The sequence below is a fragment of the Streptomyces soli genome (assembly GCF_003999195.1).
GTDB lineage: Bacteria > Actinomycetota > Actinomycetes > Streptomycetales > Streptomycetaceae > Actinacidiphila > Actinacidiphila soli.
On record NZ_RJVR01000190.1, the window covers coordinates 13,411 to 39,232 of the forward strand.

At 71.0% G+C, this 25,822-nt stretch carries 25 protein-coding genes; 14 read left to right on the top strand and 11 right to left on the bottom strand.

The window, feature by feature from the left end:
• Nucleotides 1-68: 68 nt before the first annotated feature.
• The 4 genes from EFK10_RS17845 to EFK10_RS17860 all read left to right on the top strand — a co-directional run bounded on the left by EFK10_RS17845 (nucleotide 69) and on the right by EFK10_RS17860 (nucleotide 4,644).
• A complete protein-coding gene (locus EFK10_RS17845) occupies nucleotides 69-1,412 on the top strand; it encodes an FtsW/RodA/SpoVE family cell cycle protein (RefSeq protein ID WP_127356677.1) in 1,344 nt (447 codons plus the stop codon).
• Nucleotides 1,409-2,848: a penicillin-binding transpeptidase domain-containing protein gene (locus EFK10_RS17850; protein WP_127356678.1), complete on the top strand. Its 1,440-nt coding sequence runs from the start codon at nucleotides 1,409-1,411 to the stop codon at nucleotides 2,846-2,848. Before EFK10_RS17845 ends, EFK10_RS17850 begins: the two co-directional genes overlap by 4 nt.
• 156 nt (nucleotides 2,849-3,004) lie before the next feature.
• Nucleotides 3,005-3,805, top strand: a complete 801-nt coding sequence (locus tag EFK10_RS17855) for a putative protein N(5)-glutamine methyltransferase (protein WP_127356679.1) — start codon at nucleotides 3,005-3,007, stop codon at nucleotides 3,803-3,805.
• A complete protein-coding gene (locus tag EFK10_RS17860) occupies nucleotides 3,802-4,644 on the top strand; it encodes an aminoglycoside phosphotransferase (RefSeq protein ID WP_127356680.1) in 843 nt (280 codons plus the stop codon). The genes EFK10_RS17855 and EFK10_RS17860 overlap by 4 nt, the downstream gene beginning before the upstream one ends.
• Here EFK10_RS17860 and EFK10_RS17865 read toward each other — a convergent pair.
• Together EFK10_RS17865 and EFK10_RS17870 are read right to left on the bottom strand one after the other, a co-directional pair.
• Nucleotides 4,641-7,133: an ATP-dependent Clp protease ATP-binding subunit gene (locus EFK10_RS17865; RefSeq protein WP_407647097.1), complete on the bottom strand. Its 2,493-nt coding sequence runs from the start codon at nucleotides 7,131-7,133 to the stop codon at nucleotides 4,641-4,643. The two genes, EFK10_RS17860 and EFK10_RS17865, sit on opposite strands and share 4 nt — an antisense overlap.
• Before the next feature lie 119 nt (nucleotides 7,134-7,252).
• Nucleotides 7,253-8,338 (bottom strand): ferritin-like domain-containing protein, encoded by a 1,086-nt coding sequence (locus EFK10_RS17870; protein ID WP_127356682.1) that lies wholly within the window; start codon nucleotides 8,336-8,338, stop codon nucleotides 7,253-7,255.
• A gap of 46 nt (nucleotides 8,339-8,384) precedes the next feature.
• Between EFK10_RS17870 and EFK10_RS17875 the strand changes: the two genes are divergently transcribed.
• From EFK10_RS17875 to EFK10_RS17890, 4 genes are all read left to right on the top strand, one after another.
• Nucleotides 8,385-9,284 carry an AurF N-oxygenase family protein gene (locus EFK10_RS17875; protein WP_127356683.1) on the top strand — a complete coding sequence of 300 codons (900 nt, stop codon included), beginning with the start codon at nucleotides 8,385-8,387 and terminating at the stop codon, nucleotides 9,282-9,284.
• A 25-nt stretch (nucleotides 9,285-9,309) separates the two neighbouring features.
• Nucleotides 9,310-10,041, top strand: coding sequence for a TetR/AcrR family transcriptional regulator (locus tag EFK10_RS17880; RefSeq protein WP_127356684.1), 732 nt, complete (start codon nucleotides 9,310-9,312; stop codon nucleotides 10,039-10,041).
• 4 nt (nucleotides 10,042-10,045) lie between these two features.
• A complete protein-coding gene (locus EFK10_RS17885) occupies nucleotides 10,046-10,312 on the top strand; it encodes a hypothetical protein (RefSeq protein ID WP_127356685.1) in 267 nt (88 codons plus the stop codon).
• Nucleotides 10,313-10,405: 93 nt separating this feature from the next.
• Nucleotides 10,406-11,548: a C40 family peptidase gene (locus tag EFK10_RS17890; protein WP_240677281.1), complete on the top strand. Its 1,143-nt coding sequence runs from the start codon at nucleotides 10,406-10,408 to the stop codon at nucleotides 11,546-11,548.
• Between the two features lie 4 nt (nucleotides 11,549-11,552).
• Here the strand turns inward: EFK10_RS17890 and EFK10_RS17895 are convergent, their stop codons facing one another.
• From EFK10_RS17895 to EFK10_RS17915, 5 genes are all read right to left on the bottom strand, one after another.
• Nucleotides 11,553-12,794: a styrene monooxygenase/indole monooxygenase family protein gene (locus EFK10_RS17895; protein WP_127356686.1), complete on the bottom strand. Its 1,242-nt coding sequence runs from the start codon at nucleotides 12,792-12,794 to the stop codon at nucleotides 11,553-11,555.
• A gap of 87 nt (nucleotides 12,795-12,881) precedes the next feature.
• Nucleotides 12,882-13,496: a GTP-binding protein gene (locus tag EFK10_RS17900; protein ID WP_127356687.1), complete on the bottom strand. Its 615-nt coding sequence runs from the start codon at nucleotides 13,494-13,496 to the stop codon at nucleotides 12,882-12,884.
• Complete coding sequence (locus tag EFK10_RS17905; protein WP_127356688.1) at nucleotides 13,477-13,908, bottom strand: DUF742 domain-containing protein; 432 nt, start codon at nucleotides 13,906-13,908, stop codon at nucleotides 13,477-13,479. The genes EFK10_RS17900 and EFK10_RS17905 overlap by 20 nt, the downstream gene beginning before the upstream one ends.
• A complete protein-coding gene (locus EFK10_RS17910) occupies nucleotides 13,908-14,405 on the bottom strand; it encodes a roadblock/LC7 domain-containing protein (protein WP_127356689.1) in 498 nt (165 codons plus the stop codon). The genes EFK10_RS17905 and EFK10_RS17910 overlap by 1 nt, the downstream gene beginning before the upstream one ends.
• Nucleotides 14,405-16,819: a sensor histidine kinase gene (locus tag EFK10_RS17915; RefSeq protein WP_240677282.1), complete on the bottom strand. Its 2,415-nt coding sequence runs from the start codon at nucleotides 16,817-16,819 to the stop codon at nucleotides 14,405-14,407. The genes EFK10_RS17910 and EFK10_RS17915 overlap by 1 nt, the downstream gene beginning before the upstream one ends.
• A 361-nt stretch (nucleotides 16,820-17,180) precedes the next feature.
• Between EFK10_RS17915 and EFK10_RS17920 the strand changes: the two genes are divergently transcribed.
• On the top strand, nucleotides 17,181-17,954 hold the full coding sequence (locus EFK10_RS17920) for a hypothetical protein (RefSeq protein WP_127356690.1): 774 nt from the start codon (nucleotides 17,181-17,183) through the stop codon (nucleotides 17,952-17,954).
• A 131-nt stretch (nucleotides 17,955-18,085) separates the two neighbouring features.
• On the opposite strand, the gene EFK10_RS17925 is transcribed toward EFK10_RS17920, so the two are convergent.
• From EFK10_RS17925 to lon, 4 genes are all read right to left on the bottom strand, one after another.
• Nucleotides 18,086-18,550: a MarR family winged helix-turn-helix transcriptional regulator gene (locus EFK10_RS17925; RefSeq protein WP_127356691.1), complete on the bottom strand. Its 465-nt coding sequence runs from the start codon at nucleotides 18,548-18,550 to the stop codon at nucleotides 18,086-18,088.
• A 53-nt stretch (nucleotides 18,551-18,603) separates the two neighbouring features.
• The gene (locus tag EFK10_RS50335) at nucleotides 18,604-19,062 is read right to left on the bottom strand and encodes a transposase (RefSeq protein WP_240677287.1); all 459 of its coding nucleotides are present in this window, start codon (nucleotides 19,060-19,062) and stop codon (nucleotides 18,604-18,606) included.
• 175 nt (nucleotides 19,063-19,237) lie between these two features.
• Nucleotides 19,238-19,405 (bottom strand): hypothetical protein, encoded by a 168-nt coding sequence (locus tag EFK10_RS50340; protein WP_240677283.1) that lies wholly within the window; start codon nucleotides 19,403-19,405, stop codon nucleotides 19,238-19,240.
• Nucleotides 19,406-19,609: 204 nt separating this feature from the next.
• Nucleotides 19,610-22,063, bottom strand: a complete 2,454-nt coding sequence (gene lon, locus EFK10_RS17935; RefSeq protein WP_127356692.1) for an endopeptidase La — start codon at nucleotides 22,061-22,063, stop codon at nucleotides 19,610-19,612.
• 151 nt (nucleotides 22,064-22,214) lie between these two features.
• On the opposite strand from lon, the gene EFK10_RS17940 reads away from it, so the two are divergent.
• The 5 genes from EFK10_RS17940 to EFK10_RS17960 form a co-directional block, all read left to right on the top strand.
• Nucleotides 22,215-22,499, top strand: coding sequence for a GNAT family N-acetyltransferase (locus tag EFK10_RS17940; RefSeq protein WP_127356693.1), 285 nt, complete (start codon nucleotides 22,215-22,217; stop codon nucleotides 22,497-22,499).
• A 47-nt stretch (nucleotides 22,500-22,546) separates the two neighbouring features.
• Nucleotides 22,547-23,239, top strand: a complete 693-nt coding sequence (locus tag EFK10_RS17945) for a spermine/spermidine synthase domain-containing protein (protein ID WP_240677284.1) — start codon at nucleotides 22,547-22,549, stop codon at nucleotides 23,237-23,239.
• A gap of 71 nt (nucleotides 23,240-23,310) precedes the next feature.
• Complete coding sequence (locus tag EFK10_RS17950) at nucleotides 23,311-24,051, top strand: response regulator transcription factor (RefSeq protein WP_127356694.1); 741 nt, start codon at nucleotides 23,311-23,313, stop codon at nucleotides 24,049-24,051.
• Nucleotides 24,052-24,068: 17 nt separating this feature from the next.
• Nucleotides 24,069-25,199 (top strand): HAMP domain-containing sensor histidine kinase, encoded by a 1,131-nt coding sequence (locus EFK10_RS17955; protein ID WP_127356695.1) that lies wholly within the window; start codon nucleotides 24,069-24,071, stop codon nucleotides 25,197-25,199.
• A 280-nt stretch (nucleotides 25,200-25,479) separates the two neighbouring features.
• On the top strand, nucleotides 25,480-25,822 hold a 343-nt coding region (locus EFK10_RS17960), incomplete at its 3' end, for a 2-oxoglutarate dehydrogenase E1 subunit family protein (RefSeq protein WP_206305491.1).

Consider the following 25,822-nt stretch of genomic DNA (forward strand, 5'->3'; position numbering starts at 1 on the left):
AAGCCCACAACGCCCCGGGGATGCGGACATAAGCAATTTATCGGGCGCGACTTGCTACGTTGCGTCGCATGCGCACATCGACGGTGGACGCGCCGCCCCCACCCGCCATCCGGCTGCCGAAGCGCCGTGGCGTGGAGCTGGCCCTGCTGGTGGCGGCGGTCCTGATCTCCGTCTACGGCTACTGCGCGGTCGGTCTGGCCAGGTACGGCGCCGTCCCACCCGACGCGGTCCGCTACGGCTCGGCGCTGGGCGGCCTCGCCCTCCTCGCGCACATCTCGGTCCGCCTCCGCGCGCCCTACGCCGACCCGCTCCTCCTGCCGATCGCGGTCCTGCTCAACGGCCTGGGCCTGGTCCTGATCTACCGCCTCGACCTGCAGACCCCGGACACGGCCGCGCCCGCCCAGCTGATCTGGTCGGCCCTCGGGGTCGCGCTCTTCATCGGCGTCGTCGTCCTGCTCCGCGACTACCGCGTGCTGGCCCGTTACGCGTACGTCAGCGTGGCCGCCGCCCTGGTCCTGATGATCGTCCCGATCTTCTTCCCTGCCGTGAACGGCGCCAAGATCTGGATCCAATACGCGGGATTCTCCATTCAGCCCGGCGAGTTCGCCAAGGTCCTGCTGGCCGTCTTCTTCGCCGCCTACCTCGCCGACAACCGCCACGCCCTCGCCTACACCGGCCGCCGCATCCGCAAGCTTCAGCTGCCCACCGGCCGGGTTCTCGGCCCGATCCTCGCGATCTGGGTGATCAGCGTCGGCGTCCTGGTCCTCGAACGCGACCTGGGCACCTCGCTGCTCTTCTTCGGCCTCTTCGTGATCCTGCTCTACGTCGCCACCGGCCGCACCGGCTGGATCGCCGTCGGCCTGGTCCTGTCCGCCGCCGGGGCCTTCGCCGCCGGCGCCCTCGAACCGCACGTCCACAGCCGCGTGACGGACTGGCTGCACCCCTTCGCCAGCATCGACGCCGGCCGCGGCCCCGGCCAACTCGCCCAGTCCCTCTTCGCGTTCGCCGCCGGCGGCGCGCTCGGCGCCGGGCTCGGCGAGGGTCACTCCGTCCTCATCGGCTTCGCCGTCAAGTCCGACTTCATCCTCGCCACGGCCGGCGAGGAACTGGGCCTGGCCGGGATCGGCGCGGTCATCCTGCTCTACGCCCTGCTCGTGGCCCGCGGCTACCGCGCCGGGCTCGCCATGCGCGACCCCTTCGGCCGGCTGCTGGCGATCGGCCTCGCCTCGATCATCGCGCTGCAGGTCTTCGTCATCACCGGCGGCGTGACCGACCTGATCCCGCTCACCGGCATGGCGATGCCGTTCCTGGCGCAGGGCGGCTCGTCCGTAGTCACCAACTGGATCATCGTCGCCCTGCTGATGCTGCTCAGCGACACCGCGCGAAGCGCCGACGAAGGCCGCGGCCGATGACCCGCCACGGGCGCCACGCCGCCGCCTTCTGCCTGCTGCTCCTCCTCACGCTGCTGCTGGGCGCCACCCGCGTCCAGGTCCTCGACTCGCCCTCCTACGACGGCAATCCGGCCAATCGCCGCCTCGCCATCACCCGCTACGCCCAGCCGCGCGGCAACATTCTCGTCGGCGGCCACCCCGTCACCGGCTCCCGGGCGACCCACAGCCAGCTCAAGTACGTACGCGCCTACACCGACGGGCCGCTCTACGCCCCCGTCACCGGCTTCGCCTCGCAGACCTATGGCGCCACGCTCCTCGAGGCCGCCGAGGACGACGTCCTGTCCGGCACCGCCGACCAGCTCGTCGCCCTCCCCCTCTGGAACGCCGTCACCCGCCGGCAGCAGCCCGGCGGCGACGTACGCACCACCATCAACCCTGCCGCCCAGCGCGCCGCCTACCGGGGCCTCGGCGGCAGAAAGGGCGCCGTCGCCGCGCTCGACCCCGCCACCGGCCGGATTCTCGCCCTCGTCAGCACGCCCTCGTACGACCCCGGCGACATCGCCGGCACCGGCCCGGCCGCCACCACCGCCTGGTCGGGCCTGCTCGACCACCCCGACCAGCCCATGGTCAACCGCGCGCTGCGGCAGACCTATCCGCCAGGCTCGACCTTCAAGACGGTGACCGCCATCGCCGCGCTCACCAGCGGCACCATCACGGATGTCGACGAGCCCACCGACTCCCCCGACCCCTATCCGCTGCCCGGCTCGACGGTCAGGCTCACCAACGAGTCCTCCACCGAGGCCTGCCGCGACGCGAGCCTAAGAATCGCCTACCAGATCTCCTGCAACACGGTCTTCGGCAAGCTGGGCGACGACGTCGGGCTCAAGGCGATGGCCGACACCGCCGGGGCCTTCGGCTTCAACGACCCCGCCCTGCGGATCCCGTCCCGGGCCGCCACCAGCGTCTTCGACACCCACATGGACAGGGCCCAGCTCGCGCTGTCCTCCATCGGCCAGTACAACACCGCCGCCACGCCCCTCCAGATGGCCATGGTCGCCGCCGCCGTCGCCAACGGCGGCACGTTGATGCAGCCGCACCTTGTGGACCGTACGCCCGTCGCCACCACCTACGACTCCGTCTACCGCCAGGTCATGGACGCCAACGTCGCCGCGCAGATGCAGGAGCTCATGACCGGCGCCGTCGCCCAGGGCACCGGCCGCCGCGCCGCCATCCCCGGCGCGGTCGTCGGCGGCAAGACCGGCACCGCCCAGAACGGCGAGAACAACCGCGGCATGCCCTTCGCCTGGTTCATCGCCTGGGCCCACCCCAAGGATTCCGGCACCCCGGCCGTCGCGGTGGCCGTCGTGGTCGAGGACGCCGCCGCCAACCGCGCCGACATCAGCGGCGGCGGCGTCGCCGCGCCGATCGCCCGTGCCGTGATGCGGGCCGTACTGTAGTGTTGCTGCCGTCTTCAGCACTGATGGACCGGACCGACCGAGGAGGTGAGACCCATTACCGCTGTATCAGCTTGGGTGCTCCCCTCCCGAAGCCACGCGGTCCCTACGACCTAGGTGAACCGCCGGGAGCCCCATCAGGTATCCCGAAGGGTTCACGTGTCGTCTGTCGCATCGCTCTCCTTGTCCGCCATCGTCACCAGGCTCCGCGCCGCCGGCTGTGTCTTCGCCGAGGACGAGGCCGAGTTGATCATCTCCGCCGCTGAGACCCCCGCCGATCTCGCCTCCATGGTCGAGCGTCGTGCCTCCGGCCTCCCCCTCGAACACGTCCTGGGCTGGGCCGAGTTCTGCGGCCTCCGCGTCTCCCTCGACGCCGGCGTCTTCGTCCCCCGCCGCCGTACCGAGTTCCTCGTCCACCAGGCCGCCGCCCTCGCCCCGCCGCAAGCGGTCGTCGTCGACCTGTGCTGCGGCTCCGGCGCCCTCGGCGCGGCCCTGGCGGCCACCCTTGACAGCATCGACCTCCACGCCTCCGACATCGACCCCGCCGCCGTCCGCTGCGCCCGCCGCAACCTCGCCACCACCGGCGGCCGCGTCCACGAGGGCGACCTCTACGATTCGCTGCCCCGGGCCCTGCGCGGCCGCGTCGACGTCCTCGTCGCCAACGCCCCGTACGTGCCCACCCGCGACATCGCCCTCCTCCCCGCCGAAGCCCGCGTCCACGAGGCCCGCCTCGCCCTTGACGGCGGCGCCGACGGCCTCGACATCCTCCGCCGGGTGGCCGCCGACGCCCCCCAGTGGCTGGCTCCCGGCGGCCACCTCCTCTTCGAAACCAGCGAACGCCAGGCCCCCCGGGCCCTCGACACCGTCGCCGGCGCCGGCCTCACCGCCCGCGTGGTCACCTCCGACGAGCTCTACGCCACCGTCGTCATAGGCACCCGCGTGGGCGAGGGACGGCGATGACCGTCCCCGTACGGGATGTCCTCGACGCCTTCGGGCTCACCGGAGATCCCGTCCTGCTTCCCGGCGGCGAAGGCCGCTGCGTCCGCGTCGGTGACGCCGTACTCAAGCCCGCCGACCCCGACCGGGAGACCGCGGACTGGCTGGCCGACCTCATGGCTTCGCTCCCGGAGGACGGCTTCCGGGTCGCCCGCCCCCTGCGCACCGTCGACGGGGCTTGGAGCCTCAGCGGCTGGAGCGCCTCCCGTCACGTCCCCGGCACCGAGCCGGACCACGCGACCACGCCGCGCTGGCCGGAGATCATCGCGGCAGGCCGTGCCTTCCACCGGGCGCTGGCCGGCGTTCCCCGCCCCGGCTTCCTGGACCGCCGGTCCAACTGGTGGGAGACCGGAGCCAAGGTCGCCTGGGGAGAAGAGGAGCCCGACCTCCTGCCCGGCTTCCGCGCGCCGTACGACACGCTGGCGGCTCTGCTCGGGCCGCCGCCGCGGGACCGGCCCCAGCTCATCCACGGTGACCTGACGGGCAACGTGCTGTTCGCTCCCGGGCTGGCCCCGGCGGTCATCGACTTCTCGCCCTACTGGCGCCCACCGGCCTTCGGCGAGGCAGTGGTTGTGGGCGACGCCCTGATCTGGCACGCCGCCGGCAGCGAACTGCTGGCGCAGGCGGTGCGCGATCGTGGACCTACCTTCGTACGGTATGTGGCCCGGGCCGTCGTCTACCGGCTCGTCACGACCAGCGAGCGCGTTTGGTCCCAGTGGGCCGAGGGGTCTGAGGGGTCCGAGGACACCCTCGGCGAACTCCGCCGGTACGAACGCGCCGCTGCCGTGGTGGGGGCCGCCTAGGCGTCGGCCTCCTTGTCGGGCTCGTCGGTGCGGTGGATGGAGCAGGCGAGCCGGCGGTCCTCCACGTCGACGTAGACCGTGTCGCCGGGCTGGGCGGCGCCGGAGAGCAGGAGGTTGGCGACGCGGTTGTCCAGCTCGGTCTGGATGGTGCGGCGCAGCGGGCGGGCACCGAACTCGGGCTGGTAGCCGGCGTTGACGAGCCATTCCTTGGCTTCCTCGGTGAGCTCCAGCTTGAGGTCCTGGGCCCTGAGCCTGCGGCGGCTGCGCTCCAGCATCAGATCCACGATCACCGAGAGGTTCTCCCGGCTGAGGGGGTGGAAGACGATGGTCTCGTCGATCCGGTTGAGGAACTCGGGGCGGAAGTGCGCCTGGATGTCGGCCTGGATGGCGTCGCGGATCTCCGAGACCGGGCGGTCGGCCATGGTCTGGATGGTGGGGGCGCCGACGTTGCTGGTCATGATGACGACCGTGTTGCGGAAGTCGACCGTGCGGCCCTGCGCGTCGGTCAGGCGGCCGTCGTCCAGCACCTGCAGCAACAGGTTGAAGACGTCCGGGTGGGCCTTCTCGACCTCGTCGAAGAGCAGGACGCTGTACGGCTTGCGGCGCACCGCCTCGGTGAGCTGGCCGGCTTCCTCGTGGCCGACGTAGCCGGGAGGGGCGCCGACGAGCCGGGAGACGGTGTGGCGTTCCTGGTACTCGCTCATGTCGAAGCGGATGAGGCGGTCCTCGTCGCCGAAGAGGAGTTCGGCGAGGGCCTTGGCGAGTTCGGTCTTGCCGACGCCGGTCGGGCCGAGGAAGAGGAAGGAGCCGACGGGGCGGTCGGGGTCGCCGAGGCCGGAGCGGCTGCGGCGGACGGCCTCGGCCACGGCGGTGACGGCCTCGTCCTGGCCGACGACGCGGGAGTGGAGGGCCTCTTCGAGCTTCATCAGCCGTTCCCGCTCGCCCTCGGTTAGCTTGTCGACGGGGATGCCGGTACGGGTGGAGACGATGGAGGCGATGTCCGACGCCGTGACGGCGGCGACGCCTTCGCGGCGTTCGCCGAGCCGGGCCAGCTCCTCCTCGGCCTTGCGGATCTCCACCTTGAGGTCCTCGGCTCGCTGGTACTGCTCCTGGGCGACCGCCTCGTCCTTCTCCCGGCGCAGCTTGGTGAGCCGGTCGTCGACGGCGACGACCTCGGTGCTGCGGCCGAGCGAGCGGAGCCGTACGCGGGCGCCCGCCTGGTCGATGAGGTCGATGGCCTTGTCTGGGAGGAAGCGGTCGGAGATGTAACGGTCGGACAGCTCGGCGGCGGCCACGAGGGCGTCGTCGTGGAAGCGGACCTGGTGGTGGGCTTCGTACGCGTCCCGCAGCCCCTCCAGGATCAGGATGGTCTCCTCGACGGTGGGTTCGCGTACCAGGATGGGCTGGAAGCGGCGCTCCAGGGCGGCGTCCTTCTCGATGTTCTTGCGGTACTCGTCGATGGTGGTGGCGCCGACGAGGTGGAGTTCGCCGCGCGCGAGGGCGGGCTTGAGGATGTTGCCGGCGTCCATGGAGCCCTCGCCGGTGCCGCCGGCGCCGACCATGGTGTGCAGTTCGTCGACGAAGAGGATGAGGTTGCCCTGGGTCTCCTTGACCTCGTCGAGGACCTTCTTGATGCGTTCCTCGAAGTCGCCCCGGTAGCGGGAGCCCGCGACCATGCCGACCAGGTCGAGGGCGACCACGCGCTTGTCGGCGAGGGACAGCGGGACGTCGCCGTTGACGATGCGCTGGGCGAGGCCCTCGACGATCGCCGTCTTGCCCACACCGGGCTCGCCGATGAGGACGGGGTTGTTCTTGGAGCGGCGGGACAGCACCTCGATGGTCTGCTCGATCTCGTCGGCCCGGCCGACCACGACGTCCAGCTTGCCCGCCTTGGCGTCCTCGGTGATGTCGCGCCCGTACTCGTCGAGGGTCGGGGTGTCGCTCTTGCGGCCCACCGGGGCCTGCGCCTGCTCGGTCTCGGCGGCCCGGCGCAGCTCTTCCGGGGAGCCGATGTGGTTGGCCAGGGCCTGCCCGGCGGCGCTCTGCGGTTGCTCGACCAGGGACTGCAGGATGTGCTGGGGGCCGATGTACGAGGCCCCGGTGGCCTGGCTGATCGCGTGGGCGCCGAGGAGCGTTCGCTTGGCGGCGGGGGTGAGCTGGGGCTCCTCACCCTGTTCCAGCCTGCCTTTGGGGAGGATCTCGGCCAGCTCCTCGGCGAGCTGGTCGGGGGCGGCGCCCGCCTTGGCGAGGGCGGCCCGGGTGGGCTCGATCTGGGTGGCGGCCCAGAGCAGGTGGTCGGTGTCGAGGTCGTCACTGCCGTCCTCGGTGGCCCGCTGCACGGCTAGAGCCAGCAGCTCGCGGGCGGAGTCACTGAGCAGCCGCCCGATGGGGACCCGCTGAACGGCGGGCGGCGCGGACATCGGGCTCAGCCCGAGAAATCGGTTGAAGAGTTCGGCGAACGGGTCACTACGTCCTGATCCGAGCGGCATCATCTGCGGCTTCTCCTTCGGCTTCGCGGAGTGCGGGGGCCGGCTGGGAGCGCTTTGCGCGCGCGTACGTACGTACTCCAAGCCTGGCACCGCCGCGCGCCTAGGGCTACAGATGCAGGTCAGCCTTCCTCCGCGCCCGCCGCGACCGCGTCCGCGACCTCCGCCACCCGTGCCTGCTCCTCCGCCGCGAAGCGCTCGGCGTCGAGCTTCTCGGCGATCTCCTCGTCCTGGGCCATGAGCAGGTCCAGGCTGGAGTCGCCCATCTCGAAGACGCCCATGTCGACATAGGCGCGTTGCAGCCGCTCGCCCCACAGCCCGATGTCCTTGACGCACGGCACGATGCGGCTGAACAGCAGCCGCCGGAAGAGCTGCAGATACTCCGAGCGCTCGCTGAGCTCCTCCGCCTCGGCGCGCGGAATGCCGAAGTCCTCCAGCACTTCGGCACCGCGCAGCCGGTCGCGCATGAGGTAGCAGCCCTCGATCACGAACTCCTCGCGCTCGCGCAGCTCGGCGTCGCTGAGCTGCTTGTAGTAGTCGCGCAGCGCCATCCGTCCGAAGGCGACGTGCCGGGCCTCGTCCTGCATGACGTAGGCGAGGATCTGCTTGGGAAGCGGCTTGTCGGTGGTGTCGCGGAGCATGCCGAAGGCGGCCAGCGCCAGGCCCTCGATGAGCACCTGCATCCCCAGGTAGGGCATGTCCCACCGCGAGTCGCGCAGGGTGTCGCCGAGCAGGGACTGCAGCGAGTCGTTGATCGGGTACGTCATGCCGATCTTGTCGCGCAGGAAGCGGGCGTAGATCTCGGCGTGCCGGGCCTCGTCCATGGTCTGGGTCGCGGAGTAGAACTTGGCGTCCAGGTCGGGGACGGACTCCACGATGCGGGCGGCGCAGATCATCGCGCCCTGCTCGCCGTGCAGGAACTGGCTGAACTGCCACGAGGCGTAGCGCCGGCGCAGCTCACGGCGGTCCCGTTCCGACATCTTGTCCCAGTGGGGTGTGCCGTAGAGCGTCAGGTTCTGGTCCGGGACACCCAGCGGGTCGTACGGGTCGACCTCGATGTCCCAGTCGATGCGGGTGACCGCGTCCCACTGCTTGTCCTTGCCCTTCTGGTAGAGGGCGAGCAGCCGGTCACGGCCGTCGTCGTAGTCCCACGAAAAGCGGGCCGCTCCGGTGGCCTCGACCTTCCACACGTTCTCGGGCATTGGCATCCCCTCGGGTGTTGACGGGCTTGCTGACACATAGTCTCATAAGGACATGGTCGCTGTAAGCCCCCTTGCGTCGCGCGAAAAGGTAGCGGAGCGTCTCCTCGACGCATCCGCCAAGCACTCCTTCGACCCTGACACCGAGCTGGACTGGGACGCACCCTTCGAGGAAGGCGCGTGGTTCTGGCCGCCCGAGCTGTGCTCGCTCTACGACACCCCGCTGTGGAAGCACATGAGCGAGGAGCAGCGGATCGAGCTGAGCAGACACGAGGCGGCTTCACTCGCCTCAATCGGCATCTGGTTCGAGATCATCCTGATGCAGCTGCTGCTGCGGCACTCGTACGATCTCGATCCCACCAGCGGCCATGTGCGGTACGCGCTCACCGAGATAGCCGACGAGTGCCGGCACTCGAAGATGTTCGCCCGGCTGGTGACCCGGCTCGGCACCCCCGTCTACCGGCCCAGGCGGGTCGACCACCAGCTCGGCCGGGTCCTGAAGACGGTGTCCACGACCCCCGGATCCTTCACCGGCACCCTGCTGGCCGAGGAGATCCTCGACTGGATGCAGCGGCTGACCTTCCCCGACGAGCGCGTCCAGCCCCTGGTGCGCGGCGTCACCCGCATCCACGTCGTCGAGGAGTCCCGGCACATCCGTTACGCCCGCGAGGAGCTGACCCGCCAGATGCGGACCGCCCCCCGCTGGGAGATCCACCTGACCCGGATCGCGTCCGCCGAGGCCGCCCGCGTCATCGCCCGGTCCCTGATCAGCCCCAAGGTGTATGCCTCCGTAGGGCTCGACCCCGCGAACGCGGCCGAGCTGGCCCGTACCAGTCCGCACCGCCGCGACGTCATGAGGCAGGCGGCGGCCAGACTCATGGACTTTCTGGACGAGATCGGCCTGCTGCGCGGGCCGGCGCTGCCGCTGTGGCGTGCCTCCGGCCTGCTGGGCTGATCAGTGGGGCGGATACGCTGCCCGCATGGACAGCAGCAGGCGCGCCTACACCCGGCTGAGCGTTGAGCAACGCCGTACGCAGCTGCTCGCCTCCGCGATCGACCTCTTCGGGCACCGCAACCCCGACGACGTCTCGGTCGACGACGTCGCGGTGGCCGCCGGGGTCTCGCGGCCGCTGGTCTACCGCTACTTCCCCGGCGGCAAGCAGCAGCTGTACGAGGCCGCGCTGCGCAATGCCGCCGACGAGCTGCGCATGTGCTTCGTGGAGCCCCCGGAGGGCGAGATGACGCAGCGGCTGTCCAACGCCATAGACCGGTACCTGCGGTTCGTGGACGAACACGACGCCGCGTACTCCGCGCTGCTGCGCGGCGGCAGCGTCGCCGAGACCAGCCGGACGAACGCGATAGTGGACGAGGTCCGGCGGGCGGCGGCAGAGGAGATCCTCGGGCACCTGGGCGCACCGGCGCCCGGGCCGCGGCTGGCCATGATGGTCAGGTCGTGGATCGCCTCCGTCGAGGCGGTCTCCCTCACCTGGCTCGACGAGGGCAAGCGGCCCCCGGCAGCGGAGCTGCGGGGTTGGCTGGTCGACCACTTCATCGCGCTGCTGCTCGTCTCGTCCACCACCGACGAGGAGACCGCGGAGGTCGCCCGGGCCGCCCTCGCCCAGGAGAACAAGGGCTCGCCGGCGGGCGATCTCGCGCGCCGGGTGACGCCTTTGGCGGAAGCGGTCGCGCATCTGTTGCCGCCGCTACCCTGAGCCCGTGAGACACGAGGACACGGAATTCGTCGGCGGCCCGCTCGACGGCAGGGTACTGGGCGTCCTGACCGGCATGACAGGCCAGCCCCCGAAGGTCTACGAGGTGCCGGTGCCGCAGGAGGACGGCGCGCCGCCCGTGGTGCACGTCTACCACCGCGAGCCGAGCCCGGGGCCGCGCGCGCAGCGCCGTACGCGCTTTGTCTTCGTCTATGACCCGGAGGGCAATCGGCCCGGCCGGGGACCCGCCTGGCCCTGGTCCAAGCCGAGCTGACACCCGGACGGGCAGCTTCCTCTGTCGCCAATCATCCGATCATGCCAGGATCTACCGCAGTACGTGATCTTTGGCCGATCGAGAGGTGAGGGCATGTCAGGAGCGGTACGCCGCCCCGGTCTACGGGTGCTCCGGACGCTCGTCTGCGGGGTCCTGCTGGCCACGGCCGCCCTCGGCGTCCCCGCGCCCAGGGCCGTCGCCGAGCCGGAGCGCTCCACCACACAGCTGAGCGCGCTGCTGGACCGGCTCCAGGAGCTGTACCTCCAGGCCGAGGAGGCCACCGAGTCGTACGACGCGGCGAAGTCGCAGCTCAAGGAGCAGAGCGGCACCGCCCAGCGCCTGGACAAGCAGCTCGCGGACGAGCGGATCGCGCTGGCCGAGGCGAAGGCGCAGGCGGGGGCGATCGCCCGGCAGCAGTACAAGGACGGCTCGGTGGAGCCGTATCTGAATCTGATGCTCAGTGACAATCCCGAGGACCTGTTCTCGCAGAGCCACATCCTGCAGCGCGCGGCCGGCACACAGGCCGAGATCGTCCAACGGCTCAAGACCGGCGAGATCCGGATATCCACCCTCAACCAGGCCGCGCAGCACTCGCTGGACTCCTCGCAGACGCTGGCCAAGCAGCAGCGCGACGCGAAGCAGAAGGTGGAGGAGAAGCTCGCCAACGTCGAGAAGATCGTCGCCGGGCTGACCGGCACGGAACTGCGCGCGCTCCAGCGGCTCGAAGAGGCAGGCATCAACCAGGCCCAGCAGCTCTTCCTCGGCTCCAACCAGCTCAGCTCGACCGACCTGGCTCCCTCGCTGGCCGGTGACCAGGCGATCTCGTTCGCGTACGCGCAGCTCGGCAAGCCCTACGTCTGGGGCGCGGAGGGCCCGAAGTCCTACGACTGCTCCGGGCTCACCTCCAGGGCCTGGGCCGACGCGGGCGTGACGATACCCCGGACCAGCGAGCAGCAGTGGAAGCACCTCACCCACATCCCGCTGAGCCTGCTGCGGCCCGGTGACCTCGTCATCTACTACAGGGGCGCCCACCACGTCGCCATATACATCGGCAACGGCAAGGTCATCCAGGCCCCGCGTCCCGGCGGCGTCGTCAAGATCTCCCCGATCGCGGGCAACCCCATCCTCGGCGCTGTCCGCCCCGACCCCGACGCGGGCTCGATGGACGAGTACGATGCGCCCCCGGCGCCCGACTCCGCGACGGACCCGACCCCATTCGGCGACGCCAGTTCGTAACGCCTCAGGACTGCGCCGACGCCGCTTTCGCCAGGTAAGCCGCGGTCCTGGCCGGCTCGAAGAAGTACTGCTCGAAGTCGGCCGGGTCGTCGAAGCCGTTGGCGAACCGGTTGGCCACCGCCGGGATCTGGCCGGCCGCACCGATCAGGCCGAGCACGTGCTCCGGCGGCGGGCCGAGCAGCGCGTTGGTCCACTTGGTGACGTGCTGGGCGTCGTCCCAGTAGCGGTCGAACGTGGACTGCATCCACTCGCGGTCGAAGAGCTTGTCACCGTGCTCGGTGATCGAGTCGAGGTACGAGGCCGCACACTTGGCCGCGCTGTTGGAACCCTGCCCGGTGATGGGGTCGTTCGCCACGACGACGTCGGCGACGCCGAGCACCAGGCCGCCCGAGGGCAGCTCGCCGACCGGGTTGCGGACCACCGGGGCGAAGCGGCCGGTCAGGGTGGAGCCCGCGTCGGTCAGCTCGACGTCACGGGCCCGGTCGTACTCCCAGGGAAGGTAACGGCGGATCAGGTCGAGGGTGGTACGGAGGATCTCGGCCGGCTCCTTGACGCCGTCGAAGACATCCATCGGGCCGCCCGGCAGCCCCTCCCAGAAGAGGATGTCGCAGGGGCCGGAGGTGGTCAGCGCCGGAATGGTGATCAGCTCACCGGCCCCGGGGACCAGGTTGAGCCGCACCGCGTGGAGGTCGGGGTGCTCCGGGCGCGGGGCCAGCCCGTGCACGTAACTGACGGCGAGGGCGCGCTGCGGGCTGTCGTACGGGGAGCGGGAGTCGTCGCGTCCGAACATCGAGACGAGTTCGCCCTTGCCGGCGGCGACGAGCACGAGGTCGTACGTACGCGACAAGTAGTCCAGGTCCGAGACGGCGACGCCGTGGATGACCAGGCGGCCGCCGCGCGCGGCGAAGGTCTCCATCCAGCCGGCCATCTTGACCCGCTGGTCGACGGACTGGGCGTACGCGTCGAGGTGGCCGACCCAGTCGATGGGCCGGGACCCGTCCGGGGCGGTGACCGAGACGCCGAGGCCCTCGATGCGGGGGGCTTGGTCCTCCCAGGAGTTGATGCCGAGGTCGCGCTCGTGCTGCAGGGCGGTGTGGAACATGCACTGGGTGGACATGACACGGCCGTTGCGTATCTCGGCGGGTGTGCGGTTGGACATGAGGGTGACCTCGTAGCCCTTGGACTGCACGCCCAGGGCAAGCTGGAGGCCGGCCTGGCCGGCTCCGACGATCAGGATTTTGCGCATGGCAGCACGCTCTCTTGTACCTCGTACGGGATGGTGATGGTTGTCCCGGGGGCGTGCCCCGGAAGACTTCCTTGCCGCTGGGCCCGGTTACTCCGGCTGCGCCGTCAGGGCTGTGGCGACCAGCGCCAGCAGCACCTCGATCACCGAGTACCGCTTGCGGGCGTCGCAGATCAGCACCGGGATGTGCGCCGGGACGGCGAGTGCCTCGCGGACGTCCTCCTCGTCGTAGGCCGTCGTCCCCTCGAACTGGTTGACGGCCACGGTGTACGGCAGTCCGCTGCTCTCGAAGTAGTCCAGCGCCGGGAAGGAGTCGGCCAGCCGCCGGGTGTCGGCGAGGACGACCGCGCCGATCGCCCCGCGCACCAGGTCGTCCCACATGAACCAGAAGCGCTGCTGCCCCGGCGTACCGAAGAGGTAGAGCACCAGCTCCTGGTCGAGGGTGATGCGGCCGAAGTCCATGGCGACCGTGGTGGTGGTCTTGTCCGGGGTCGAGCCGAGGTCGTCGATGTCCTCGCTGGCCCGGGTCATCACCGCTTCGGTGGTGAGCGGGGTGATCTCGGAGACGGCGCCCACGAAGGTGGTCTTGCCGACGCCGAAGCCCCCCGCCACGACGATCTTGGTGGAGGTCGGCGCCTGGCTGCGGTCGAGCTGCCACTGCTGCAAGCCGTCCTCCTCCGAGATGTCAGAGCCTGCGAAGTCCACTGAGCACCCTTTCGAGCAGCGCGTGGTCCGGAGCGCCGGGCGCGTGCCCGGTTCCGTACACGCGGATCCGTCCCTGATCGGCCAAATCGCTGAGCAGTACGCGTACGACGCCCAGCGGCATCCGCAGCAGCGCGGAGATCTCGGCGACCGAGCGCATCCGGCGGCAGAGTTCGACGATGGCGCGCATCTCCGGCATGACCCGCTCGGCCCAGTCGCCGGAGAGGATCTCCAGCCGGTCCTCGGGACCGTCGATCGCCGCGACGAAGGTCTCGACGAGCAGCACGTGCCCGAATTGGGTGCGGCCGCCGGTGAGCGCGTACGGACGTACGCGGGCGGAGCGGCGGCCCGCGCCGCGGGTGGGGAGCGCGGCAGCGGCCACGCCGTCGGAGACCGGGCTCGCGTGGCGGGGCATCACCGACCGCCCCCTTCGATCACCTGGCGCAACTCGTCGCGCAGGCCGGGGGTCAGGACGTGCCCGGCCCGGCCCACGAACATGGCCATGTGGTACGCCACGACGCTCATATCGCAGTCGGCGGTCGCGTGCACGCCCAGCAGGGAGCCGTCGCTGATCGACATCACGAAGACGCTGCCGTTCTCCATCGCGACGGCGGTCTGCCGGACGCCGCCGCCCTCCATCAGGCGCGCGGCGCCGTCGGTGAGCGAGGCGATGCCGGAAACGACGGTCGCCAGGTCCGCGGTGGAGCCGGCCGGGCCCTTCGTGTCGTCGGCCGCCTCGGGGGCGTCCGCCTCGGAGGTGAGGAGCATCAGCCCGTCCGAGGAGACGACGGCCACCGAACGTACGCCCGGCACCTCGTCCACGAAGTTGGTCAGCAGCCACTGGAGGCTACGGGCCTCCTGGCTCAGTCTGCGGTTGTCCGTACTCTCGGTGCTGTCCGTACTCGCCGCCATTAACCGCGTGCCTCCTCGACGCCTTCGCTTTCGCTGTCGCCTGGTCCCCCCGGACGTGATTCCGATAGCTCTGCTGTCACTTCTGCTCTGATCTCCTGCGTTTCGGCGTTCGCGTCCCGCCGGCCCTCGATCAGCCCCTGCTGGAAGCCGCCGAGCCTGCGCCGCAGTGCCTCGGCGTCGACGGGCGCCGTCGCGCGTTCCCTTTCCCGCGCGGCCGGTTCCCCCTCCAGCCCGGTCGCCTTGGGTACGCGCTGGGGCAGCCCCTTGGCGGTCAGCGCCGGGCCGTCGTCGGCGGGCCGGGCGTGCTCGACGGGCTCCGCGTCCTTCGGTTCCGGCGCCGGTGCCCGCTGCGGTTGCTGCTTCGGTTCCCGCTGCGGTTCCTGCTTCGCCTCCGGCTCCGGCTTGCGGGGGCCGGGCAGACGTCGCCGCAGCGGCTCCCCGGCCGCGGCGGCCTCGACGGGGCTCTGCGGTCCGTCGGGGTCGTCGGCGGCCGCCACGAGGGCGGCCGGGATGACGACGACCGCGGCGACGCCGCCCCGCTCGTGGTCGCGGAGCTGGACTCGGATGCCGTGCCGGGCGGCGAGGCGGGCGATGACGTACATGCCCATGCCGGTGGTGTCGCAGGCTGGTTCGGCCGGATCGGGGCGCTCCAGCAGCGCGTTGAACCCGGTGAGCCGCGCGGCGGGGATGCCGATGCCCTGGTCCTCGATGGAGAGCATGAGTTCGCCGCTCTCCAGCAGCCAGCCGCTGAGGTGCACATCGTCCTGCGGCGGCGAGAACACGGCTGCGTTCTCCAGCAGTTCGGCGATGAGGTGGCTGGTGTCGTCCGCCGCGAAGCCGACGATCCGGCCGCCCGGCAGGAACTGGATGCGTACCCGCTCGTAGTTCTCGATCTCCGACATCGCGGCGCGCGCGACGTCCACCAGCGGCACCGACTTGGCGTGCTGCCCGGTGGGGTGCTCGGCCCCGGCGAGCACCAGCAGGTTCTCGCTGTTGCGGCGCATCCGGGTGGCCAGGTGGTCCAGCTTGAAGAGCTGCTGGAGCTCCTCCGGGTCGTGGACGATGTCCTCGAGGCGCTCGATGAGGGTGAGCTGCCGCTCGACCAGCCCGAGCGTACGCAGGGAGAGGTTGACGTACGTCGAGTGGACTGTGCCCTGCAGCGAGCCGAGTTGCGCGGTCAGCGCGTCCTGCTTGCCGAGCAGGCCGTCGCGCTCGGCGGCCAGGGCGTCGCGTACGCCGAGCAGGGCGGTGTGCTCGGCGTCCAGGGCGGCGGCCCGCTCGCGCAGGGCGGCGGTGTCGGCGACGAGGGCGTTGATGGCGCGGGCGGTGACGGCGAACTCGTCGTTGCCCACCGCCTTGGCCTCGGTCGTGTCGTGCGGGTAGCCGCGTGCGAAGCGGGCCAGCGCGGCGGCGGGGCGCGTGATGGAGCGGGCGGTGGAGACGCTGACGCCGAGGACCAGCAGGAAGCACAGGGCGGTGAGCGCGATGTGCAGTTCGAGGGCGGTGACATCGTCGTCGCGCAGGGACGCGAGGCGCTCCGCCTCGGCGGCCACGAGCGAGGACTCGACGCTGCGCATCAGGTCGATCCTGGCCGAGAGTGCGGACGCCACGGAGGACGGCTTGAGCGCCTGGTCCGAGGCGGACAGCCAGGTCGCGTCGGTGAGCTGCGCCAGCCGGCTCTCGGCTTGCTCGGCGTCCGAACCGGTGACCGTCTCGTCGTACTGCTTGCGCGCGCCCGTCGACGCCGTCTGCCGGAAGTCGGCCAGGGCCGCCCGCTGCCGTACGTCGGCGGTCTGCGCGGCGGTGGTCAGCGCGGACTGGCCGCCGCCGGCTGTGAGCGCGCTGACCAGCAGCCCGCGTTCGGCCGAGGCCTGCGAGACGGCCCGGGTGAGGTCGGGCAGGGCGGTGGTGTCGGCGGCCGCGCCCCGGGCCGGGAGGGAGCGGGCGATGGCGGCGCCGATGCCGTCGAGGGCGTCGGTGACCGCGCTGTACGCGTCGATGGTGTCCTGCGCCGACTCGGGCCCCGACAGGGCCTTCTGACGGACCCGCGCGAGTGCCTTGAGCCGGCCGACGACCTCGCCGACGGCGGTGGCCAGGGCCGGTGCGTCGGTGGTGTCGACGGCGGTCGCCTGCTCGGTGACCTCCTGCACCTGCCGGTCGACCCGGCTGCGGTCCGCCTCTGAGACCCCGGCGCCGGAGGCGGTGCTGCGGCCACCGGCCACGAAGGCGGCCATGTCGTCCCGCTCGTCGGCGAGGGAGTGCGCGAGGGAGACGGCCTGGATGTCCAACTGCGCCATGTCGACCAGCCGCTGGGACTCCGCCAGATCGTCCGCCGCGACGGCCACGCCGGGCGCAGAAGCGGCCAGCACCGTGACAGTGCTGACCAGCAGCGTGGCAAGCAGCCGCTGCCGCACACGCTTCTCACGTGGATTACGTCGTGTTCGCACCGGTGTTCGCTATCCCGTCTCGCCTGGTCACTTGTCCCGAGATGACGACACATCGGCCGAGCACGGCAACGACTGACTCCCACCTCGGCATGCGGCTCGACCATCTCAGTCCATGTTGGGGCGGAGACATGCGTCCCCCACCTCGACACCCGAACGAGTGAATCGCACCCACAAGTTGACGTTCAACCCCATCGAGGGGTTGGTTTTTGCGGCCACGGGCATATGCGGACGCCGGGTTTGGCTACCGCGTCCGGTCCTGGCAGGATGCGCGCCCTCGCTTCGCGGGGCCGACCGGTTACCTACCGAACGTGCCGGGATACTGGGCCTCATGCGCATCGACACCTCGACCGAGCCCGGACACCCCGACCGCCCCAACGAGGACTTCCTCGCGGTCGCGCTCCCCGCCGGTAATTCCGGCGGATCTCTGGTGCTGCTCGACGGCGTCACCCCGCCGCGGGACGATGTCGGCTGCGTGCACTCCGTGACCTGGTACGTCGCCGCGCTGGGCGGCACCATGATCGAACTGTCCGTTTCGCGTCCTGACCTGGCACTTGCCGACTGCCTCGCGATCGCGATTGAACGCACCGCCGAGCTGCACCGTCATACGTGTGACCTTTCTCACCGCCTCACCCCTCAGGCAACTGCCGTCGCAGTCCGGTGGAATGCGGACACCGTCGACCATCTGGTGCTTTCCGACTCCGTGCTGCTCCTGGAGGGCGCGGACGGGGTCGTCCGGCCCGTGCTCGACGACCGCCTCGACCGGCTCCGCGCCCTCGGCCCGATCACCAACGCCCAGCGCAACGCGGAGGGCGGCTTCTTCACCGCCGCCGCCGACCCCGGCGTCACCGGGCGGGCCGTCACCGGCAGCTCCCCCCGGGGGGACGTACGGGCCCTCGCCGCCCTGACGGACGGTGCCACCCGGCTCGTGGACGGCTTCGGGGACGACGACTGGGCCGGCACCTTCGCCCTGCTGCGCAAGCAGGGCCCCGAGGAGCTCATCCGCCGCGTACGGGCGGCCGAGTCCGCCGATCCGGACGGCGCCCGCTTCCCGCGCTGGAAGACCCACGACGACGCGACGGCGGTCCTGGCGGAGCTCGGCTAGAACCTGTCCGGCGGATCTCCGTGGGAGAAGGAGCGGGGTCTGGTGCCTGCGATCGCAAGGCGGTGGGGGCACTCTCCCAGCCGCCAGGCTGGGGGAGGCACGCGACGCCGCGGAGATCCGCCGGACAGGCCCTAGGGCTCCTGGGGCTGGGGGCCCTCCTGGGACTGGTTGAGCTGGCGCAGCAGCCGGGCGAGGTCGCCGAGTTCCGCCGGGTCCCAGCCGGAGAGCCGGCGGACGTAGCGTTGGCGCCGGGCGTCGCGTACGTGGGTGAAGCGGGCGCGGCCGTTGTCGGTGAGCTGGACGAGGAAGGCGCGGCCGTCGGCAGGGTCGGGCTCGCGGCGTACGAGGCCGAGGTCCTCGAGGGCGCGGAGCTGGCGGCTCATGGTGGCCTTGCCGACGCCGAAGTAGCCGGCGAGGAGGGTGGCGCGCTCGGGGCCGGTCTCGTACAGCCGGGCCAGCAGTCCGTAGGCCGCGGGTTCGAGCTCGGGGTGGACCTCGCGGGCCATCTCGCCGGAGGACGCCCGGGCCCTCCGGAGGAGGACGGTCAGCTCGCGTTCGAGCGCGTCCATCACCGGGTCCACACGGCGATCGGGCATAGCCACATCGTTATCCTTTTTTCACGGGCTGAAGTCCACTTCCCTGACCACAGTCATCGCGGCAGTTGGTCAGCCCAGTATTTCGCAGGCTTGGAGCTCTCCGGCGCCTGGGCGGCAAGGGATTCTCCCCTGGATCGCTCCGGGGGAGTTTGGCAGGTCATGCCTGCCCGGCGACTGCCCTCCCGGCAGCCGGCGAGTGCGAGACCCGCCCGATCGATGTTCCGGCCCGCTTTATGATCGGCATTGCCGATCCATCCGCACTCGGGGTTCTTGCACACGAACATCGCCTGCGACTCCCGGCTGCCGGCCGTCGTACGGCCGCATTCCGAACAGCGCAGTGAGGTACCTGGGGCCGGGACAGTCACCAGGAGACCGCCTCGGTCGGCGGTCTTGTAGGCAAGGAGCCCGACAGTCCGGCCCCAAGCCTCGCCCGCGATGGCCCGGTTGAGTCCGGCTTTCTGGGCCACGCGGTTCCCCGGCTCTTCGGCGGTTCCCTTGGCGGACTTCACCATGGCCGTGATGTGAAGGTCCTCCACCGAAACCAGTGCTTAGGCGTCTGCGATCTTTGTGGTCGTCTTGTGCTGCCAGTCCGCTGCCCGGCGCTCGGCTTTCGCGAGTAGGCGACCGATCTGAGCGTAGAGGGCGTGCAGCCGCTTCGAGACCCGCCCGCCTGGTTTGCGGAAGGTCCTACGGTGCGCGGCACGCCTTGAGCACCTGCTGAGCTGCTTGCGCCGGCAGCACTGCCAGCCAGTCGATGTTCTTGCGCGCCCATCGGATCTCAGTTTCCAGGTACAGCAGGGATGGCCGCCTGCCGCGCCCGCACATCAAGTACAGGTCGTGCAGCGTGTTCCACAACGCCCGCGCGGCATAGGCCTACGCATCAAGCCGGGCTTCCTGCTCGGCAGTGAGCGCCAGCCGGGCCCGCTGACCGCGGTGCTGCTTCACCACCACACTCATAATCCCCCGCCGAATATCCAAGGTCACGCGTTCGATGACGCGGAGCAGCCCCTCCCAGGCTCAATAGGAAGAGCTGCTCCTGCCATCTGGTCGCGTCCTCACTTACGCCGCGACCTGAACCTCCAGGCCGGCGTCGGCCGACGCCGGCTCGAGAGCCAGCTGCAGCACCTGCCGGACGTCCGACACCGGGTGGACCTCCAGCTTCTCCAGGACCTCGGCCGGGACGTCGTCCAGGTCGGCCTCGTTCCGCTTCGGGATCACCACGGTCGTGATCCCGGCCCGGTGGGCGGCAAGCAGCTTCTGCTTGACGCCACCGATGGGCAGCACGCGGCCGGTCAGGGACACCTCACCGGTCATGGCCACGTCGGTGCGGACCCGGCGGCCCGACAGCAGCGAGGCCAGCGCGGTCGTCATGGTGATGCCCGCGCTCGGACCGTCCTTGGGGATGCCGCCCGCCGGGACGTGCAGGTGGACGCCACGCTCCTTCAGGTCGGCGACCGGCAGCTCCAGCTCGGCGCCGTGCGAGCGCAGGAAGGACAGCGCGATCTGCGCGGACTCCTTCATGACCTCGCCCAGCTGCCCGGTGAGCTGCAGCCCGGAACCGCCGGTCTCCGGGTCGGCGAGCGATGCCTCGATGTAGAGGACATCACCCCCGGCACCGGTGACCGCGAGCCCGGTGGACACGCCCGGCACTGCCGTGCGCCGCTCCTCCGGGTCCTGGAGGGCCTCCGGGACGTGGTGGGGCCGCCCGATCAGCCCGCGCAGGTCGTCGGGCGTGACGGTGAAGGGCAGCTCCTGGTCGCCCAGCTCGTGCTTGGCCGCGAGCTTGCGCAGGATGCGGGCCAGCGAACGCTCCAGGGTACGTACGCCCGCTTCGCGGGTGTACTCGCCGGCGAGCCTGCGCAGCGCGCCGTCCTCGACCGTGACCTCGCCGTCGGCGAGACCGGCCCGCTCCAGCTGGCGCGGGAGCAGGTGGTCACGGGCGATGGTGACCTTCTCGTCCTCGGTGTAGCCGTCGAGCCTGACCAGCTCCATGCGGTCGAGCAGCGGCTCGGGGATGGATTCCAGGACGTTGGCGGTGGCCAGGAAGACCACGTCCGACAGGTCCAGCTCGACCTCCAGGTAGTGGTCCCGGAAGGTGTGGTTCTGCGCCGGGTCGAGCACCTCGAGCAGGGCGGCGGCCGGGTCGCCCCGGTAGTCGGAGCCGACCTTGTCGATCTCGTCCAGCAGGACCACCGGGTTCATGGACCCGGCCTCCTTGATGGCGCGGACGATACGGCCAGGCAGCGCCCCGACGTACGTACGCCGGTGGCCGCGGATCTCCGCCTCGTCCCGGACGCCACCGAGGGCGACGCGGACGAACTTACGGCCCATGGCGCGGGCCACGGACTCGCCCAGCGAGGTCTTGCCGACGCCGGGCGGACCGACCAGCGCGAGCACGGCACCGGCCCGGCGGCCGCCGATCACGCCGAGGCCGCGGTCGGCGCGCCGCTTGCGCACCGCCAGGTACTCGGTGATCCGCTCCTTCACGTCGTCCAGGCCGGCATGGTCGGCGTCCAGGACGGCCCGGGCGCCGGGGATGTCGTACGCGTCCTGGGTCGTGGTGTTCCACGGCAGCTCCAGGACGGTGTCCAGCCAGGTACGGATCCAGCTGCCCTCGGGGGACGCGTCGCTGGACCGCTCCAGCTTGTCGACCTCCTTGAGCGCGGCCTCCCGCACCGTCTCCGGCAGGTCGGCCGACTCGACGCGGGCCCGGTAGTCCTCGGGCTCGCTCGAAGGGTCGCCCTTGAGCTCGGCCAGCTCCTTGCGTACGGCTTCGAGCTGCTGGCGGAGCAGGAACTCGCGCTGCTGCTTTTCCATGCCCTCCTGGACGTCCTTGCGGATGGTGTCGGCGACGTCCTGTTCGGCGAGGTGGTCACGAAGCCAGGTGGTGGCGAGCTTGAGGCGGGCCACCGGGTCGGTGGTCTCCAGCAGCTCGACACGCTGCTTGGTGGTCAGGAAACCGGAGTAGCCGGAGTTGTCGGCAAGCGAGGAGACGTCGTCGATCTGCTGGACGCGGTCCACGATCTGCCAGGCGCCGCGTTTGCGCAGCCAGCTGGTGGCCAGGGCCTTGTACTCCTTGACCAGCTCGGCCACGGCACCGGGCGCCTCGGTGGGTGTCGGCTCCACGACCTGCGTGCCCTCGACCCAGAGTGCCCCGCCGGGCCCGATCGTCCCGGCCCCGATACGGACCCGGCTCACGCCACGGATCACGGCGCCCGGATCGCCGTCCGACAGCCGTCCGACCTGCTCGACCGTGCCGAGGGTGCCTACGGCCGCGTAATTGCCTCCCCCAGACTTCGTCTGGGAGGTGCCCCCAACGCGTGGAACGAGCAGGACCCGCGGTTTGTTGCGATTGCCGTCGGCCCGCTGCGCGGCCTGAGCGGCCTCTACCGCCGCGCGCACCTCGGTGTCGGTCAGGTCCAGCGGCACCACCATGCCCGGCAGCACCACCGCGTCATCGAGGGGCAGCACGGGCAGGGTGAGCGGCGCGGACGACGAATGCGAAACAGCCATGATCTCTCCCTAAGCAATCAAGTTGAGCTATGCAGACTCAATGCTTTTGAGGGCCCTGATGTTCCCCTGGTCGTGTTCGCTCTGAGCGATCACCTGCGGCAGCCACGTAATAAGCGAACAGCTACTGCGCCTATTGCATCGGGGGGCTCGCATGCACACCGGGCTCGCACGCGCCTGGGTCGACGGCTGGGTCGCCCTTCCGTCGGGCAGCGACGCCGCCGTGTTCGACCAGATCGAGACCTCCCCCGCCCATCGCCGCAAGGGCCTCGGCAGCCTGGTTATGCGCGCCCTGGCCAACGCCGCCTACGACGCCGGCGCCACCACCGGAGTCCTGGGCGCGACGGTCGAGGGACGGGCGCTGCAGGAGTCGCTGGGCTGGCGCACGGACGCTCCCCTGACCGGCCTCCTCTCCGCCCCGCCGGCAGAGCAGGTCTGAGTCCCGTCCGCCAACCCCGCTCCGCGTCCTTATTACGCTGTGTACCCATGGCGTTCATGTACGACGACAAGGACGAGAGCCCGCTGACGATCGACCGCCGCGAGGGCCCGTACGGCGAGGTGGCCCTGCGGCGGCGCGGCGAGCGGTACGAGATCATCGCCAACGGCTGCTTCCTGATGGACACCTCCGACGGCCGCTCGGAGCGGCTGCTGATCGACACGGCACTCGCCGCGCTCCCGGCCGACCGCGACGCCCCGTCGCTGCTCATCGGCGGTCTGGGCGTCGGCTTCTCCCTCGCCCAGGCGGTGGACGAGCCCCGCTGGGGGCGGATCGCCGTCGTGGAGCGGGAACGGGCGGTGGTGGACTGGCACCGCGAGGGGCATCTCGCCGCGTTCTCGGGGCAGGGACTGGACGACCCGCGCGTCGAGGTGATCGAGGCCGACCTGGTGACGTACGTACAGAACTCAACGGAAACGTACGACGCGCTGTGCCTGGACATCGACAACGGCCCCGACTGGACGGTCACCGAGGGCAATAACGGGCTGTACGGGGCGGAAGGACTGGCGGCGTGTCGGACGCGGCTGTCGGCGGGCGGCGTACTGGCGGTATGGTCTGCGCAGCCGTCCGCGACCTTCGAAAAATCCCTGCCGACGGCGGGATTCACGCAGGTCCGGACCATTGAGATCCCCGTGAAACGGGGCGTTCCGGATGTCGTACACCTCGCGACGAAGCCCGCGTAGCCTCGGCCACCGTAGGCCCCGTACGCTGCATGGTCAGCAAACAGAGACAACAGTCAACATGGGGGACGCGAATGGACAGCACCAACCCGACGCACGGCGACGCCGGCGCGGTCACGCCCGGCGCGCAGCGGCGGGTGCTGGTGGTGGAGGACGACCCGACCATCGCCGACGCGATCGCGGCGCGGCTCAGAGCTGAAGGCTTTCAGCTGCGCACCGCAGGTGACGGCCCCACCGCTGTGGACCTGGCCCTGGCCTGGCAGCCCGATCTGCTGGTACTCGACATCATGCTGCCCGGCTACGACGGCCTGGAGGTCTGCCGCCGGGTCCAGGCATCCCGGCCCGTGCCGGTGCTCATGCTCACCGCCCGGGACGACGAGACCGACATGCTGGTCGGGCTCGGCGTCGGCGCCGACGACTACATGACCAAGCCGTTCTCGATGCGCGAGCTGGCCGCCCGGGTGCATGTCCTGCTGCGCCGCGTCGAGCGCGCCACCATCGCCGCCCGCGACCCCCGCGGCGGCAACCTGCAGCTGGGCGACCTGGAGATCGACAACGCACAGCGCCGGGTGCGGGTGCGCGGCAGTGACGTACACCTCACCCCGACCGAGTTCGACCTCCTCGTCTGCCTCGCGCAGCAGCCGCGCGCCGTGCTCTCGCGCGAGCAGCTGCTCGCCGAGGTGTGGGACTGGGCAGACGCTTCCGGCACCCGTACTGTCGACAGCCATGTGAAGGCGCTGCGGCGCAAGATCGGTGCCGAACGCATCCGCACGGTGCACGGGGTGGGCTACGCGCTGGAGACCCCCGCCCCGTAACTCTGAGGGGGACGAGCATGGCCAGAACCGAGCCCGCGGCGCACGTTGCACCGCGTGCCGCGGGCGCCCCGCGGGCCAACTGGCGGGAGCAGGTGTGGGCGGGGCTGCGGCCCTACGACCCGTTCCGGTCGATCAAGGCGGCGCTGCAGCTGCTGGTGGTGGTGTCGGTACTCATTACGACGCTGCTGCTCTTCGTGGCGGTGGCGTCCAAGACCCAGATGCGCATCATCACGATCTTCTCGGTCATAGCCTCGCTGCTGATCACCCAGTTCGTGGCGCACGGGCTCACCTCCCCGCTGCGCGAGATGACCGCGGTCGCCCGGGCCATGGCCAACGGCGACTACAGCCGCCGCGTGACCGCCGTACGGCGCGACGAGGTCGGTGAGCTCGCCGACACCTTCAACCACATGGCCGCCGACCTGGAGGCCGTGGACCGGCACCGCAAGGAGCTGGTGGCGAATGTCTCGCACGAGCTGCGTACGCCCGTGGCCGCCCTGCGCGCCGTCCTGGAGAACGTGGTGGACGGGGTCGTCGAGGCCGATCCGGAGACCATGCGCACCGCTCTGCAGCAGACCGAGCGGCTGAGCCGGCTGATCAGCCACCTGCTCGACCTCTCGCGGCTCGACAGCGGCGTCGTCGTGCTGGACGCCAAGCGCTTCGAGGTCTGGCCCTATCTGTCCGCCGTCATCAAAACCGCCAGCCTGGGCCTGCAGGGCGGCCCAGGCGCAGGCCACCGGCCCCGTGCCGACGTCCATCTGCACCTGGACGTCTCCCCGCCCGAACTGACCGCTCACGCGGACGCGGAACGGCTCCACCAGGTCGTCGCCAACCTCGTGGACAACGCCATCAAGCACAGCCCGTCCAGCGGCCGTGTCACCGTTCGTGCCCGGCGCGGCAGCGGCCCCGGCAGCCTCGACCTCGAGGTGCTCGACGAGGGTCCCGGTATCCCGGCGTCCGAGCGCAACCGCGTCTTCGAACGCTTCAACCGCGGGGGCGCGGGCGCCACCGGCGACGGCGGCACCGGCCTCGGCCTCGCCATCGCCCGCTGGGCCGTCGATCTCCACGGCGGCGCGATCCAGGTGGCCGAATCCCCTCGCGGCTGCCGCATCCGGGTCACCCTCCCGGGCTCGGGCCAGGCGCCGAGTTGACGCCCGGGGGCTGCTCACGTGCCCCGGCACCGGACCCCGGCCGCAGGAAACCGGCCTGAGCAGGCCCTGAGCAGGTCAGCCGGAGCACCGCGACAGAGCTCACGTATACCCGGCGCAGCCGATTCGGCACCTCATTCCCGCCAAAAGTTACCCCGAAACCAGCCTTCCGATGTGACTTAGACGACGACTGACCCCCAGGCCTGCATGATCGGCCCCGGTAGGCGTAGCCTTTATTTCCGCTGTCCATAACCTTGTGAAGCGGAAGAGGGCGGTTACCGCCGTGTCGCCACAGTCCCCCAATAGCTCGAGCGTCTCGACCGACACCGACGGGCAGGGCCAGAGCCCTGCCGCCGGTTTCGGACCGAATGAGTGGCTCGTCGATGAGATCTACCAGCAGTACCTCCAGGACCCGAACTCGGTAGACCGAGCCTGGTGGGACTTCTTCGCCGATTACAAGCCAGGGGCGGACACCGGTTCCGCGGTGGCCGCGTCCACGACACCGCCGACTCAGGCCGCCCCTGTCGCGCCGCCGGCCCAGCCGCAGGCCGCCGCTCCGGCGGCGCCCGCACCGGCCCCTGCCGCTGTTCCGGCCCCCGCGCCGCAGCCGGCCCCGGCCCCGGCGC